The organism is Bacillus sp. M5A3_1b (assembly GCF_053345335.1).
Window position 1 is genome coordinate 517,102 of the sequence record NZ_JBKEZY010000002.1, and the last position, 12,875, is coordinate 529,976.

At 37.2% G+C, this 12,875-nt stretch carries 15 protein-coding genes; 11 read left to right on the forward strand and 4 right to left on the reverse strand.

What is annotated here, in order from left to right:
- Positions 1-70: 70 nt before the first annotated feature.
- From ACLBWW_RS08930 to ACLBWW_RS08960, 7 genes are all read left to right on the forward strand, one after another.
- Complete coding sequence (locus tag ACLBWW_RS08930) at positions 71-931, forward strand: BclA C-terminal domain-containing protein (RefSeq protein WP_098047548.1); 861 nt, start codon at positions 71-73, stop codon at positions 929-931.
- 122 nt (positions 932-1,053) lie between these two features.
- Positions 1,054-1,899, forward strand: coding sequence for a TylF/MycF family methyltransferase (locus ACLBWW_RS08935; protein WP_048545144.1), 846 nt, complete (start codon positions 1,054-1,056; stop codon positions 1,897-1,899).
- Between the two features lie 140 nt (positions 1,900-2,039).
- Positions 2,040-2,798, forward strand: a complete 759-nt coding sequence (locus ACLBWW_RS08940) for a class I SAM-dependent methyltransferase (RefSeq protein ID WP_048545145.1) — start codon at positions 2,040-2,042, stop codon at positions 2,796-2,798.
- Positions 2,799-2,804: 6 nt separating this feature from the next.
- Positions 2,805-3,740 carry a glycosyltransferase family 2 protein gene (locus ACLBWW_RS08945; protein ID WP_098221463.1) on the forward strand — a complete coding sequence of 312 codons (936 nt, stop codon included), beginning with the start codon at positions 2,805-2,807 and terminating at the stop codon, positions 3,738-3,740.
- Between the two features lie 146 nt (positions 3,741-3,886).
- Entirely contained in the window at positions 3,887-5,047 is a 1,161-nt protein-coding gene (locus ACLBWW_RS08950) for an FtsW/RodA/SpoVE family cell cycle protein (RefSeq protein ID WP_048545147.1), read from the forward strand.
- Positions 5,048-5,121: 74 nt separating this feature from the next.
- Positions 5,122-5,862 carry a bis(5'-nucleosyl)-tetraphosphatase PrpE gene (gene prpE, locus ACLBWW_RS08955; protein ID WP_098221464.1) on the forward strand — a complete coding sequence of 247 codons (741 nt, stop codon included), beginning with the start codon at positions 5,122-5,124 and terminating at the stop codon, positions 5,860-5,862.
- A 154-nt stretch (positions 5,863-6,016) separates the two neighbouring features.
- Positions 6,017-7,405: a peptidase G2 autoproteolytic cleavage domain-containing protein gene (locus ACLBWW_RS08960; RefSeq protein WP_048545151.1), complete on the forward strand. Its 1,389-nt coding sequence runs from the start codon at positions 6,017-6,019 to the stop codon at positions 7,403-7,405.
- Between the two features lie 48 nt (positions 7,406-7,453).
- Here the strand turns inward: ACLBWW_RS08960 and ACLBWW_RS08965 are convergent, their stop codons facing one another.
- From ACLBWW_RS08965 to ACLBWW_RS08980, 4 genes are read right to left on the reverse strand one after another with little or no spacing between them, the layout of a single operon-like run.
- On the reverse strand, positions 7,454-8,347 hold the full coding sequence (locus ACLBWW_RS08965) for an RluA family pseudouridine synthase (protein WP_048545153.1): 894 nt from the start codon (positions 8,345-8,347) through the stop codon (positions 7,454-7,456).
- 15 nt (positions 8,348-8,362) lie between these two features.
- Complete coding sequence (locus tag ACLBWW_RS08970; protein ID WP_000673190.1) at positions 8,363-9,160, reverse strand: NAD kinase; 798 nt, start codon at positions 9,158-9,160, stop codon at positions 8,363-8,365.
- Positions 9,161-9,178: 18 nt separating this feature from the next.
- A complete protein-coding gene (locus ACLBWW_RS08975) occupies positions 9,179-9,817 on the reverse strand; it encodes a GTP pyrophosphokinase (RefSeq protein ID WP_001081480.1) in 639 nt (212 codons plus the stop codon).
- A 30-nt stretch (positions 9,818-9,847) separates the two neighbouring features.
- On the reverse strand, positions 9,848-10,219 hold the full coding sequence (locus ACLBWW_RS08980; protein WP_001179996.1) for a UPF0738 family protein: 372 nt from the start codon (positions 10,217-10,219) through the stop codon (positions 9,848-9,850).
- A gap of 146 nt (positions 10,220-10,365) precedes the next feature.
- Between ACLBWW_RS08980 and ACLBWW_RS08985 the strand changes: the two genes are divergently transcribed.
- From ACLBWW_RS08985 to ACLBWW_RS09000, 4 genes are all read left to right on the forward strand, one after another.
- The gene (locus tag ACLBWW_RS08985) at positions 10,366-10,944 is read left to right on the forward strand and encodes a CYTH domain-containing protein (RefSeq protein ID WP_048545155.1); all 579 of its coding nucleotides are present in this window, start codon (positions 10,366-10,368) and stop codon (positions 10,942-10,944) included.
- 180 nt (positions 10,945-11,124) lie between these two features.
- A complete protein-coding gene (locus ACLBWW_RS08990) occupies positions 11,125-11,523 on the forward strand; it encodes a globin domain-containing protein (protein ID WP_000043382.1) in 399 nt (132 codons plus the stop codon).
- Positions 11,523-12,416: a ClpXP adapter SpxH family protein gene (locus ACLBWW_RS08995; protein WP_000360672.1), complete on the forward strand. Its 894-nt coding sequence runs from the start codon at positions 11,523-11,525 to the stop codon at positions 12,414-12,416. The genes ACLBWW_RS08990 and ACLBWW_RS08995 overlap by 1 nt, the downstream gene beginning before the upstream one ends.
- Positions 12,417-12,646: 230 nt before the next feature.
- Positions 12,647-12,820 carry a hypothetical protein gene (locus tag ACLBWW_RS09000; protein ID WP_046957017.1) on the forward strand — a complete coding sequence of 58 codons (174 nt, stop codon included), beginning with the start codon at positions 12,647-12,649 and terminating at the stop codon, positions 12,818-12,820.
- Positions 12,821-12,875: the final 55 nt, after the last annotated feature.

Sequence of the window (12,875 nt, forward strand, 5' to 3'; positions counted from 1 at the left end):
TCAAATGTCCGTGTCATTTTCTTCCGGTTTTGCATCTACTATATAATGAACGCTTTATGGAGGTGAATTTATGTCAAATAATAATTATTCAGATGGATTAAATCCCGATGAATCTTTATCAGCTAGTGCATTTGACCCTAATCTTGTAGGACCAACATTACCACCAATACCACCGTTTACCCTTCCTACCGGGCCGACTGGACCGACTGGACCAACTGGGCCGACTGGGCCAACTGTACCAACTGGACCTTCTGGACCGACTGGGCCGACTGGACCAACTGGACCGACTGGACCGACTGGGCCGACTGGACCGACTGGACCGACTGGACCGACTGGGCTAACTGGTGCTACTGGACCAACTGGTGCTACTGGCGCTACTGGTGCTACTGGACCAACTGGTGCTACTGGCGCTACCGGTGCTACTGGACCAACTGGTGCTACTGGCGCTACCGGTGCTACTGGACCAACTGGTGCTACTGGCGCTACCGGTGCTACTGGACCGACTGGGCCAACTGGACCTTCTGGCTTAGGACTTCCAGCAGGATTATATGCCTTTAACTCAGCTACAGTTTCTTTAGCTCTTGGGATTAATGATCCAGTACCATTTAATACCGTTGGATCTCAGTTTGGTACGGCAATTTCTCAAATGGATGCCGATACCTTCGTAATTAGTGAAACTGGTTTCTATAAAATTACTGTTATTGCTTATACAGCAGCAGTAAGTTTATTAGGAAGTCTTGCAATTCAAGTTAATGGCGTTACTGTACCGGGTGGGGGCACAAGCTTAATTTCACTTGGAGCTCCTATCGTTATCCAAGCCATTACACAAATTACGACAACACCATCACTCGTTGAAGCAGTTGTTACAGGAATTGGATTATCACTAGCTCTTGGTACAAGTGCATCCATTATTATTGAGAAAATCGCTTAATTTTGTACTTAGCAGTAAGACTGATATCAGTCTTACTGCTTTTTCATTTGTAAATTCAATCATTAAATCTTTCTTTTCTACATAGTCATAATGTTGTATGACATTCCGCAGGAGGCACCTATATGGAAAATAAATCAGCTGTTCAGCTTTATCTTGAATTATTAAAGAAAACAATTTTATTTGAAATATGGTTAGAATACGAACCATACTTACCTGCTTCTTTACATATATCTAAAGAGCTATCATATGAACCAGTTACAGTTCCGCTTCCTTTATTTCTTAAACAGTACGTAGAAAATCACAATTTAAAAATCGTTGATCCTCACGTTTCACAAAGTGAGCGTCAAGGTGGCAAGGATTGGCCAAGAGCAGCACACAGTATGGTTGGTCGAAAACGTATGAATCAATTGCATGAGGCGATGGAAGCTGTTGTAAGGGAAAATATAGAAGGTGATTTTATTGAAACGGGTGTATGGCGCGGAGGATCTTGCATTTTTATGAATGGTTTTTTACAAGCAAACAACATTACGGATCGTACTGTGTGGGTTGCCGATTCGTTTGAAGGTCTGCCAGCACCTAACTTAGAACAATATCCGAAAGATTACGGTGATTATTTGCACACATTCGATTACTTACGAGTTTCTTTAGAAACAGTGCAAGAAAACTTTAGAAAATACGATTTATTAAATGATCAGGTGAAATTTTTAAAGGGTTGGTTTAAAGATACATTACCTTCAGCACCGATAGAAAAAATTGCAATCGCTCGCCTTGATGGTGATATGTATGAATCAACGATGGATAGTCTTGTCAACTTATACGATAAAGTTTCAACAGGCGGCTATATTATTATTGATGATTACGGATTGGTAACATGCGCAGAGGCTGTAACAGATTTTAGAAATGAAAGAAACTTAAAAGCTCCTATTACTAAGATTGATGATTTCGGTATTTATTGGCGAAAAGAATAGAATACAATTTTATTTTTTGAGGGGTTCTATTACACTACTTATTCATAAGAACTAATTGTGTAAAGTTCCCCTCACTATAAATGATTAACTTATATATACAATAGAAATCCCCTACTTTACTACAAGGACGGAGTGAATGTATGAACGAAAACGAGAAAAAAATCACATTAATTCCACCCCCAGAACTTGTTCAATATGTAGGTGGTGATTTTGAAGAAGTTGGAAAAGAATTTATGCAGTATTTTATTGAAATTGGCAATTTAAAATCAAATGAAACAGTGTTAGATGTAGGCTGTGGCATTGGCCGAATGGCGGTTCCATTAATGAATTATTTAAGCGATGAAGGTACTTATTATGGATTTGACTTATTCAATGCGGGAATTACATGGTGCAAAAATAACATTTCTACACGCCGTAACAATTTCCATTTTGAACATGTCGATATATATAATCAATTCTACAATCCCGATGGAAAAGAAGACGCTTCCCAATACAAGTTTCCATATGAAGATGAATCATTCGATTTTATTTTTTTAACGTCTGTATTTACCCATCTCCTTCCGAAAGAATTAGAACATTACGTATGCGAGATTGCACGAGTTCTGAAAAAAGATGGGAGATGTTTTATTACTTTCTTTTTAATTAACCCTGAATCATCCTATTACTTAAATACAGGATTAAGTACGTTAGGTTTTTATCATCAAATTGACAATTGTTATGTTCTAAATAAAGATATCCCGAACTTCGCAGTTGCCTATCCTGAGGAAGATATTCGTGCCCTATTAAATAAACATGGGCTAGAAATACAGTCCCCTCCTCATTATGGTTCATGGTGTAGCAGAACTGAACATACAAGTTATCAAGATATTATTCTTACACAAAAAACTTCTGAAAGGTAGTTGTATATGAATAATATAAAAAATCCGCCTCTCGTTTCCATCCTTATTCCCACCTATAATCGACCACATTATTTTAAAATTGCTTTAGAAAGTGCATTAGCGCAAACGTATTCAAATATTGAAATTATTGTAGGGGACGATAGTACAACTAATGAAACAGAAAAATTAATATACAGACATTATTTACATAAGCATAAACATATAACATACATTCGAAATGCCTCTACTCTAGGACAATTTCATAACGCCCTCATGCTCTTAGAACAGTCAAATGGAGAGTACATAAATTTCTTAATGGACGATGATACATTTTATAATAATAAAATCGAAAAAATGATGTTTCATTTCCAACAAGACTTAAATAAGAATCTCGCGCTTATCACATCCTATCGCACTTGGATTGATGATAATGGAGATATAATTGAACAACATCCCTCCATGAAAAAATTATATGATGAAGATACTCTACTAAATGGGAAAGATTTTGGAAACCGTATGCTTCTAGCAGGACAAAATATTATCGGTGAGCCTACAATCGTACTCTTTAGAAAAAGCCTATTAACGGAACCTTTCGGCACTTTAAATGGCAGAAAATATGGTTGTAGTGTTGATATGGCCTCTTGGATAAGTTTACTTTCAAAAGGTGATGCGATGTATATAACTGAACCCTTAAGCTCATTCCGTCTTCATACTGGACAGCAAGTACGTCACAAATTCCTTGAGGGCTGTGAAGATTTTTCTCAGCTCGTTTTAACCTCGAAAAAGTATGGTTTCTTACAAGACGCCAAATATTATAAAAAAGGTTTGATAAGAGCTTACGGATGGTATAAAAATGCGACCAAATTTTACGATTTATTTCCAAACCTCATTCCAGATAAAAATACATATGCCCGTCTCTCCTATTGTTTAAATATCATTACAAAAGAACTCCGGGAAATATAGTCCATCACACGGTAGGCACTATTCCTTCCGTGTGATGTATGACTTCCCACAAATAGTGGAATAAATGTATGCATAGTCTGCTTGTATATTATTTTTTTCATGACATAATCCATATACTTACTAGGCGATAGAAAGGAATACATACATTGAAAGATCCGAATTCTCAATATCAAATAGACTACGTATTACTATTCATCTTATTTGCCATTGGGACTGTTAGTTGCTTTGCAATTGCAAGTGCACAAGCCTCTTTACCACCATTTTTGCAAAATGTAAATTTTGTATTAAAGCAAATCCAATGGTACTTCATTGGATTTATAGCCATCGGTTTTATTATGATTATCGATTTCGATCGTTATCAAAAAATTGCTTGGTATTTATATAGCTTTGCACTGGTACTACTAATTGGACTAGAACTTCAAGTACCAGGTGCCGTTACAATAAAAGGTGCGACCGCTTGGTACAGGCTTCCAGGCATCGGAAATTTCCAGCCTTCTGAAATTATGAAATTGTTTTTAATTATCGTCACCGGACGAATTATAGCAAATCACAATGAGAAATATTTTTTCCGAACAATACACGACGATTTTCTATTACTCGGAAAAATATGCGCAACAAGTTTGCCGCCACTACTACTTATTGCAAAGGAACCTGATTTAGGAAACACAATGGTAATTTCAGCTATGCTCGCAGCAATGATACTAGTTTCTGGTATACGTTGGCGTTTTATTTTCGGATTAGTTTCTGGTATTTTTGTAGCTGGCGTTACATTAACGTATATTTTTTTTACTCATACAAAATTCTTTAAAGCACACATTTTACAAGAATATCAACTAAATCGCTTCTACGGCTGGTTAGCGCCATACAAATATGATGCGCAAGGCTATCAATTAAGACAAGCTTTCTTAGCTACTGGATCAGGGGAAATGCAAGGAAAAGGTTGGGAAAATGGACAAGTATACTTTCCAGAACCACATACAGATTTTATTTTCACCAATGTCGCTGAGCAATTCGGCTTTTTAGGTGCAAGTGTCATTATTTCACTTTTTTTCCTACTTATTTTCCGCATGATTCATATCGCTTTAGAAAGTAATGATCCTTTCGGTAGTTACATCTGTGCTGGTACAATCGGAATGTTTACCTTTCAAGTATTTCAAAATATCGGGATGACCATCGGATTACTACCTATTACAGGAATTACATTACCCCTTATGAGCTACGGAGGAAGTTCTTTACTCACATACATGATAGCGATTGGATTCGTTTTAAACGTTCGCTCAAGAACGAAAATCTTTATGTTTAAATGACGAGCAAAAAAAGTATATTTTTATCTCTATCCTTTTTTAGATATACTAATGAAAAATATGGTGGAGGTTTAAATATGAAATTTGACATTATAGGGGATATTCATGGATGCTTTCAAGAGTTTCAAGATTTAACGACGAAACTCGGATACAACTGGAATAGTGACCTGCCGTTTCACCCTGACCAACGTAGGCTTGCTTTTGTTGGTGATATTACAGATCGCGGCCCTCATTCATTACGTATGATTGAAATTGTATGGGAACTTGTCATAAATAAAAAAGCAGCTTATTACGCTCCGGGAAATCACTGTAATAAACTATACCGTTTTTTCCTTGGGCGTAATGTGACAATCGCTCATGGACTCGAAACAACTGTTGCCGAATATGAAGCACTGCCTTCTCATAAACAAAACATTATAAAAGAAAAATTCATCACACTTTATGAGCAATCCCCTTTATATCACGTACTCGATGAGAAAAGGTTAATTGTATGTCACGCTGGAATTCGGCAAGATTACATAGGAAGACAAGATAAAAAAGTACAAACCTTTGTATTATATGGCGATATTACAGGAGAAAAACATGCTGACGGCTCTCCTGTCCGTCGCGACTGGGCACAAGAATATAAAGAAAAAGCTTGGATTGTATATGGACATACACCCGTTAAAGAACCTCGCTTCGTAAATCATACAGTCAATATTGACACTGGCGCTGTATTTGGTGGCAAACTAACCGGACTACGTTATCCTGAGATGGAGACCGTTTCCGTCCCTTCCTCCCTGTCTTTTGTCCCTGAAAAATTTCGCCCAATTTCATAACGACCCTTATTTAGATATCATTCACAAATTACGAGGATTACCGTATCATTTAGGCGGCTCTCCTATAAAAACTAGGTAAAGTAATTAAAAAAAGATGCAATAAAGTGCATCTTTTTTTAATTACACGGCATATACTGTCGCAGGAGGTGACAGAATGAAGAAAAAATCTTCTAAACAAAAAAGAAAATGCCCGCCTTTTTATCTGCCCATGTACGGAATTAACAACTGGTGCAGCATTCGAGCTGCAGCTTTAGAAGAACCGGACGGACAAGGGGCTTCCCCCAAAAACAAAGCTAAACCAAAATATGTCTCTTTAGAAAATGCTGTAATGAGCCGCATAATCGATAATAGAAAAACAAAGATGCAGCAAAAAAATAAACCTCACTCTACTCACACTGAACAGGTTGTGCCTTCTGAGCAAACAGAGAAAAATACAGAAGAAGACATCCCTGTAGCAATAAATAAAAAAGCAGAATCAGAAATTCCAGCTGCTATTATAAATCAAGTGAAAAAAATAAGAGAAGCATTAGCACCATCCAATGATATACAAACAGAAAAAACGATTATAATTCAAACTCCTACACCTGAAAATACAAAAGTAAAAAAAGGGGGACGATATGCACATGCAGAGGGGCTTCACTCTAATGCAGAGGGTACAGCTTCACATGCAGAAGGACTTCTTACACACGCAAAAGCTTCTTTCTCTCATGCGGAAGGATCAAAAACGAAAGCAACTGGACATAGTTCCCATAGTGAAGGAAGTGAAACGACAGCAGGTGGCTCTTATTCTCATGCGGAAGGTAAACATACAATCGCTTTAGGCGAAGCAGCACATGCAGAAGGAACCGCGACTATCGCTAACGGATTCTCTTCTCATGCGGAAGGTAATCATACATCAACAGCTCATTTTGCAGGTAGCCATATTATGGGGCGCTTCGGCACAGCAGAAGAATCTTATTCTTGGTTTATTGCAAACGGCACAAATGAAACCGATCATAATATCGGTGCAAAGTGGCTTGCTCATAATGGGGAAATGTATATTGATGGCGCTTCTTACAATGCAAGTGGAACTGATTTTGCACAAATGTTTGAAACAACAGACAATAATTTTATTGATGTAGGTTATTTCGTTACATTTAGTAGCGAAGAAAAAATTCGGATCGCTACTTCAAACGATTCATTCATTTTAGGAATATCTAGTGCAACCCCCGCCCTTATAGGAAATAGCGGTGCTTTAAGTTGGCAAAAACGCTATAAAACAGATAACTTTGGAAAACGCCAATATGTACGTACGGAATCGCAAGACATACAACCTCTTTTAAATACAGAATGGGATCCAACTTGCAAATATATAGCAAGAAAAGATCGTACCGAGTGGCTTCCTGTCGGATTAATTGGACAAATGTTAGTACGCGATGACGGCACTTGCGAAACGCATGGATATTGTCGTCCAAATAACGATGGCATTGCTACAAAATCCGAAAGTGGCTTTTTCGTTATAAAGCGCACGGGTGAAAATCAAATTTTAATATTATTCCGCTAAGAAAAAAGGGAACAAAATTCTTCGTTACATAAGAATTTTGTTCCCTTTTTAAGTATGCCTTAATACCTCTTCCATATCGTTTGGAATCGTTGTAGTGAAAGACATTTCCTTCTCTAAAATAGGATGATAAAACGCCAAAGATGTACTATGAAGTGCTTGACGTTTTATCACATCTCTTCTTCCTCCATATAAATCATCACCAAGTAACGGGTGGCCTATATGAGCCATATGTACACGAATTTGATGCGTTCTTCCGGTCTCAAGCTCAAGTGATACATGCGTCTTATGATTGGCGCTATCCATCACTCTAAAATGAGTAACTGCTCTTTGCCCATTTTCACAAACGGTTCGCTCAATAATGCTATCCGATTTTCGTCCAATCGGTGCATCAATCGTTCCTTCTCGTTCTATCATCTCACCGTGAACAATTGCTTCATATGTTCTTTTCACAGCTTTTTGTTGATGCTGTTTCGATAAAAGATGATGCACGAAACGATTTTTTGCAATAAGCATAAGCCCTGAAGTATCACGATCTAATCTTGTTACGATATGCACCGTACTTGCAAGATGCTGCTTATCATAATGAGATAAGAGCGCATTCGCAACACTACCTGCCGGATGTTCTCTAGACGGAATCGTTGACATGTTCGCCTCTTTGTTTATGACAAGAACCGCATCATCTTCATATACAATACATAAAGGGATATCTTCTTTAATCATCCCTTCACTTCTTTCTTCCACTGGAAAAAAGACACGTAATTCTTCACCAGCTTGCAACTGATGACGAACACTGGCATGTTGATTATTTACTTCAATAGCTCCGCCGCGAAATTTTATATCCGTTAAGGCGGCTTTAGAAATTCCTTTTGTTTTTAAAAATTCTCTAACTAAAGTTCCCTCTTCAGCCGATTCTATATCCCATTTCAATGTAAATCTGTTCAAATATATAAACCCTTTCTATTTATCTGCAACAAACGAGTCACGAACTCGTTTCCAGAACGGGAACGGACGGAAACGAACAAATCGTACTTTCTCGTTTGCAACGCGATACTGGATTGATTTCACATCTTGATGAACCATCGTTAAATGGTCCACCGTAATTTGTAAGTTCATTCCTGCAGCCGGCTTCAATACACATGTATGATGCTTCGGCAATACGAGTGGCGAGCCTACAGTACGAAACACACGGTTATTAATAGATGCCATTTCTGCAATTTGAATCGCTTCAATAGAAGGGTGAATAATCGCTCCGCCAAGCGCCTTATTATACGCAGTACTTCCCGAAGGAGTAGAAATACAAAGGCCATCCCCGCGGAACGTTTCAAAGTACTCTCCGCGTATTTCCACTTCTGTTACTAATGTACCTTCCGCACTTTTAACAGTTGCTTCATTCATCGCCAAATACTGTGACTCTTTACTCCCATTCACATAGCGAATAATCACTTCTAAAAGCGGATATTCCACCACTTGGAATGGTGTTTTAGCAATTGCAATTACTAATTTCTCTACTTCTGTCGGTAACCAATCTGCATAGAAACCTAAATGCCCTGTATGTACACCAACAAATGCTGTTTCATCCAATCGATTATAATAACGATGAAATGCATATAAAAGCGTTCCATCTCCCCCAACAGAAATTACAATATCGGGTTCCTTTTCATCCATTATAAATCCAAAATCTAGCAAGTATTCTTTCATCGTGCTTGCCAGTGTATCTGATGATTGATCTCCCTTTGACATAATTGTAAATTTCATCGCCCAACACCCTCTAGTTTATGATTCGGAATCTTTCGTTTCTTGTTTTCTTGAAAAAGCTTTCTGCGCTTCTTGAATCTCAAGACGAATAGAAGACATTTCTTCATCTAATAAAAACGCCGCTTCCGCTGCGCGTTGCAAGCGTATTTTAATATCTTCAGGAAAACGTCCACTATATTTATAATTTAAAGAATGCTCAATTGTTGCCCAAAAATTCATTGCTAACGTGCGTATTTGGATTTCTACCAATACTTTTTTTTCTCCCTGAATCGTTTGAACGGGGTAACTAATGACAACGTGATAAGAGCGATAGCCGCTATCTTTCTTTTGCGTGACATAATCACGTTCTTCCACGATTTCAAAGTCATTTCGTTTTCGAAGATATTCTACAACAGGCTTAATCTCATCAACAAATTGACACATCATTCGAAGGCCCGCGATGTCTTGCATATCTTCTCTCAGCCGATCTAGCGGTACATTTCTCTTCTCCGCTTTATCAATAATACTAGCAACCGACTTTACCCTTCCTGTTACAAACTCAATTGGAGAATGCTCTGTTAACATTGCAAATTGAGTACGCATTCCTTTTAGTTTCACTTTCAGCTCTGCCACCGCTTGATGGTAAGGTGCTAAAAATTCTTCCCAATTTCGATTCATTTCAACCACCACCAAAATCAATCCATTTGCTTATAGAAATACTTTTTCTACAGCAGTTACTAGTTCTTCTCCGTAATTTGCATTACCTTCAATATTTTCAACTAAATATTCTACTTCTTCTTTTAAATTTTCTAATTCCATTTCAACGTCATTCACACGAACGAACATTACTATATCGTTATTCATCGCTTCATGCATTGCTTCCCAGCATGTGTGCGGAATACTTACATAAATGAAAGATGATTCGTTTTCTAAAATATATAAAAATGATAAATTGTCTGAGTCTACAAGTACGTGATTACGCGCACTTAACTCCTTTACCTCTATTTCATTATTTTCCGCACAAAAAATAAGCGCATTCTCTCTCTTTTCTACGCTCTTAACTTGAATTTTATTTTGCATGCTCTAACTCCTCCATCTCAACTTCCTGTCTTACTTAACAGTATTATTGTATCATAACATGGACGCAAACAAATAAAACATTGAACCAAATTTATGAAAAAGCGATAATGTGTAAAGAATTATTTTTTAAAAGGAGCGCGCATACAATGACACAAGAAATTGAAATTGAATTTAAAAATATTGTTACAGAAGAAGAATTCGATACATTATGTAAATCATTCTCTATTGAGGTATTTACGAAACAGGTGAATCACTACTTTGAAACACCGGGCTTCTCGTTAAAAGAAGCTGGCTCTGCACTTCGTATTCGTCATAAAGGAGAAACTTATACATTAACATTGAAACAACCTGCAGAAATCGGCTTGTTAGAGACGCATCAAGTCGTAACAGAAGACGAAGCAAGAATGATGATGGAAACAAACGGAATCATTCCAGGGGCTGTAATGGATCAACTACACAAATTACAAATTCCTGTTTCCACTTTAACTTATATGGGTAGTTTAACAACTGAAAGAGCCGAAACACTATTTGAAGGCGGAACGCTTGTCTTTGATCATAGTTTCTATTACAATCACGATGATTATGAAATTGAATTTGAAGTGCAAGATGAAGAAACAGGAAAAGCTGCATTTATTCATTTATTAAAACAGCACGACATACCAATCCGTCATACAAATAATAAAGTAAAACGCTTTTTCCTTGCCAAACAAAACAAAGCACGCTAAAGTGAAAATTCCACTAGTGAATACGTTCTACTAGTGGATATATCTCACTTTTTAAAAGGAAAAGATTCTTTTACATTTGAAAAATAAGCAAAGAACGTTATGAAGGCTGTTTATTTGCCCTCTAGAACATTCCATTGCTACAATAGATATACATTTCATGGAAAAAGGAGTTTATAAAGGATGAGCAAGCAACCGATGACACCATTTGAAGCAATTGGCGGTGAACAATGCATTGCAATATTAGTAGACACGTTTTATTCCTATGTCAGTAAACACCCTGACCTATCTCCCATCTTCCCGGATGATTTAACAGAAACCGCTAGGAAGCAGAAACAATTTTTAACGCAATATTTAGGTGGTCCTAATTTGTACACTGAAGAACATGGTCATCCTATGTTAAGAGCACGCCATCTTCCGTTTGAGATTACTCCAAAACGAGCAGAGGCTTGGCTATCATGTATGGAGCAAGCAATGGATGACACAGGAGTGCACGGTCATATAAGAGAGTTCGTTTTTGAACGTTTAGCGTTAACTGCTCAGCATATGGTTAATACTCCAAACGAAACAGGTGAAGTGTAATGGATAAGCAGGAAGCAACGCATATAAATATGCCATCTCCTTCCGCATGCGAGCATAAGTCTGTAGAAGCATATTTATTTATTGATCCACTTTGCAAAGATTGCTGGGAAATTGAGCCCTTTATTATTAAACTATGGCTTGAATACGGGAAATACTTCTCTATTCGTCATATCGTAACAGGAAAAGTGGATGGAACGAACGCTTCCTCACACAAATGGAATAAACCTGCTAATATTCGATTTGTGTGGGAAAAGACAACAAGTTTACAAGGTTTTTCATGTGATGGAAAGGTACATATGCAAGAAGCATCGTCAACACCATATTTAGTTTCGATGGCAATTAAGGCAGCGGAGTTACAGGGCCGAAAAGCAGGTTCGAAGTTTTTGCGAAAACTCCAAGAATACATTTTCCTTGAAAATGTATCAAACCCTGACTGCGAATTATTACTTGCATGTGCAAGAGATAGCGATATTGATGTAGAAGAATTTAAAAAAGACCTACATTCCGCTAGCGCAAAAAAAGCTTTCCAATGTGACTTAAAATTTACAAATGAGATGCATATTACAGAAATACCTTCTCTCGTATTCTTTCATGCGAATTCAGATGAAGAAGGTATTAAAATCGCTGGAACTTATTCCTACGACGTATACGTACAATTATTGAAAGAACTTGTAAAATGTGAAATCGAGCCAGAACCATTACCACCTTTAGAAGTGTTACTAGAAGCAACGCAATTTATATCTTCAAAAGAAGTAGCATTTATATATGACTGCTCGCAGCAAGAGATCGAGCGTGAACTGAAAAAATTACAACTGAAACGAAAAGTACAAATGATTGACGTAAAATGTGAACGTTATTGGAAATGGATAGCAAAAGAAAAAGACCTGGTGTAAAACACCAGGTCTTCTTCTTTACGGCTTATAAAAATATTAAAGGGGATGGGAGAAATTTTCACGTTCAAACAAAGGGGTATATGTTTGTATGTGAATTCGTTCACGCTTATTATATTACAAGATTCGACGTCAGATGACAACCCCTTTTGTCGAATTTCACACTTTTGTCACATTCTAAACGTTTTCATTTCTGAATAAGCTATAAAAAAGCTATTTTGGAGGTGTTCCGTATGAAAAAAACGTATATTTTACTTATCTTACTAGCTGTCATCGTTTCTTTTTTCTTGTACATCCTCTCTCTACTACAAGCTTTTCCTAAAATTATTGCCTTCCCTCTTTTATTTGGAGTCATTGTCATCGCTCTCTCTTATTTCAACCATAAAAAACGATTTAAAGGGTTTTAACTACAAAAATCACCTGTAAAACTGCCTTCTAATTTAGAAAAAAGAAAGAAATCCA

Excerpts from the sequence above, each read along its gene's own strand:
- ACLBWW_RS09000 (WP_046957017.1), top strand. The coding sequence starts at position 12,647 with ATGAAAAAAACGTATATTTTACTTATCTTACTAGCTGTCATCGTTTCT.
- ACLBWW_RS08935 (WP_048545144.1), top strand. The coding sequence starts at position 1,054 with ATGGAAAATAAATCAGCTGTTCAGCTTTATCTTGAATTATTAAAGAAA.
- ACLBWW_RS08990 (WP_000043382.1), top strand. The coding sequence starts at position 11,125 with ATGAGCAAGCAACCGATGACACCATTTGAAGCAATTGGCGGTGAACAA.
- ACLBWW_RS08995 (WP_000360672.1), top strand. The coding sequence starts at position 11,523 with ATGGATAAGCAGGAAGCAACGCATATAAATATGCCATCTCCTTCCGCA.
- ACLBWW_RS08985 (WP_048545155.1), top strand. The coding sequence starts at position 10,366 with ATGACACAAGAAATTGAAATTGAATTTAAAAATATTGTTACAGAAGAA.
- ACLBWW_RS08975 (WP_001081480.1), bottom strand. The coding sequence starts at position 9,817 with ATGAATCGAAATTGGGAAGAATTTTTAGCACCTTACCATCAAGCGGTG.
- prpE (WP_098221464.1), top strand. The coding sequence starts at position 5,122 with ATGAAATTTGACATTATAGGGGATATTCATGGATGCTTTCAAGAGTTT.
- ACLBWW_RS08930 (WP_098047548.1), top strand. The coding sequence starts at position 71 with ATGTCAAATAATAATTATTCAGATGGATTAAATCCCGATGAATCTTTA.
- ACLBWW_RS08980 (WP_001179996.1), bottom strand. The coding sequence starts at position 10,219 with ATGCAAAATAAAATTCAAGTTAAGAGCGTAGAAAAGAGAGAGAATGCG.
- ACLBWW_RS08970 (WP_000673190.1), bottom strand. The coding sequence starts at position 9,160 with ATGAAATTTACAATTATGTCAAAGGGAGATCAATCATCAGATACACTG.
- ACLBWW_RS08945 (WP_098221463.1), top strand. The coding sequence starts at position 2,805 with ATGAATAATATAAAAAATCCGCCTCTCGTTTCCATCCTTATTCCCACC.
- ACLBWW_RS08960 (WP_048545151.1), top strand. The coding sequence starts at position 6,017 with ATGAAGAAAAAATCTTCTAAACAAAAAAGAAAATGCCCGCCTTTTTAT.
- ACLBWW_RS08940 (WP_048545145.1), top strand. The coding sequence starts at position 2,040 with ATGAACGAAAACGAGAAAAAAATCACATTAATTCCACCCCCAGAACTT.